Annotated in this window: 2 protein-coding genes; both read left to right on the top strand. The window is 48.8% G+C overall.

Annotation, left to right across the window (positions count from 1 at the left end; genetic code table 11):
- Window positions 1-415: transposase (locus H7B90_RS28370; protein ID WP_221482210.1), on the top strand; the 415-nt coding region annotated here is incomplete at its 5' end.
- The gene (locus tag H7B90_RS28365) at window positions 394-1,320 is read left to right on the top strand and encodes an IS3 family transposase (RefSeq protein ID WP_185139272.1); all 927 of its coding nucleotides are present in this window, start codon (window positions 394-396) and stop codon (window positions 1,318-1,320) included. The genes H7B90_RS28370 and H7B90_RS28365, both read left to right, overlap by 22 nt.
- Window positions 1,321-1,415 lie beyond the last annotated feature (95 nt).

The raw sequence follows: 1,415 nt of genomic DNA, 5'->3' as shown, positions 1-1,415 counted from the left end.
TTGGAGAGTACATAGGGAAATAAGGTACTATTCAATTAGGGGAGGCGAGCGGAAAATGAGACAACGAAATCAAGTGTTTCAAGAAGTACGTTACAAGGTGGCGCAGGAAGCTCTTGGGGGAATTAAAGTTGGCATCCTTGCACGGAAGTACGAAGTATCCCCCAAGACGATCCGGAACTGGGTGAAAGAGTTTCAGGAGGCATTCGGTGACGATGCCGTACCTACTATAGATGAACGTATCGACGAATCCAAGCGTCTTACTGAGCTAGAGGAAAAGTATAACCGAGCGCTCAAAGCACTGGGAGAAAAGGAGCTTGAGCTTGAGATCCTGCGTGAACTCGTAAAAAAGCCCAGCCCTGCCTCGATGATAAACTCCACGTCGCCCAGACGTTCATCGAGCAGGGACACCCAGTAGCGACCGTCCTACGTTTCGCTGAAGTAGCATCTTCAACGTACTATGACCGCCACAAAGCCACGCATACGGATACGTGTCCTAAGACGAGAACACCCCCGAAACGAGGGCGGCCTGCAACCGAGCACTCATTAACTCAGATCGGACAGGTTGTTAGCAACGAGCAGATCAAAGAGTGGCTTATGGAGCTTGTGGCTGGTGAAGAACATAGTTACGGTTATGTCTTACTAACCGAATGCTTAAGGGTTGAGCACCACCTCGTCATCAACAAGAAAAAAGTTTACAACTTGTGCAAAGAACTGGATATCCTTCATCCGCAGCGGCGTAAGAAGACTCATTATCCGCGTCGCTTAGCCCGGAATCATACGATTGAGAAGTCCAATCAACTCTGGCAGTTGGACATCAAATATGGATACGTGGCAGGCTATGAACAATTCTTTTATATTGCGGACATCATTGATGTATTTGACCGCAGCATTGTTGGATACCACATAGGGGCGAGCTGCGATGCAAAGCATGTATGCGAAGCCGTGAGGGCGGCGCTACGCTCGCGTATTTCGCCTGATCAGGACAAGCCAATTATCCGCACCGATAACGGGCCTCAATTCGTCAGCAAGGCATTTGGGGAGCTCTGCGAGGCGGAAGGGCTTATACACGAGCGAATTCCACCAAAAACGCCAAATATGAATGCATACATTGAATCGTTCCATGCTACGCTCGAACGCGATTTACTGAGAAAAGAGATCTTCCAAACATTCGAAGAGGCCTATGAAGCCGTCCACAAATACATGGATTTTTACAATAACCGCCGCATGCACAGAAGCCTCGGAAAACGTTCGCCAGCCGCGTTCATGGAGTGGGTAAAAGAGCATTCGAGCGACATCGCAAAATACAAACGAGCAGTCTAAATGATCAGAACAGCCAAAAATCGTCGAAAGATCGAGCAATGCTGAGAATGTGCGAAATTACACCGACTACTCTCCGGAATTAGGGGGCCGAACCG

This window comes from Cohnella xylanilytica (assembly GCF_014212175.1).
GTDB lineage: Bacteria > Bacillota > Bacilli > Paenibacillales > Paenibacillaceae > Cohnella > Cohnella xylanilytica.
This window is presented reverse-complemented; position numbering and strand designations above follow the sequence as displayed.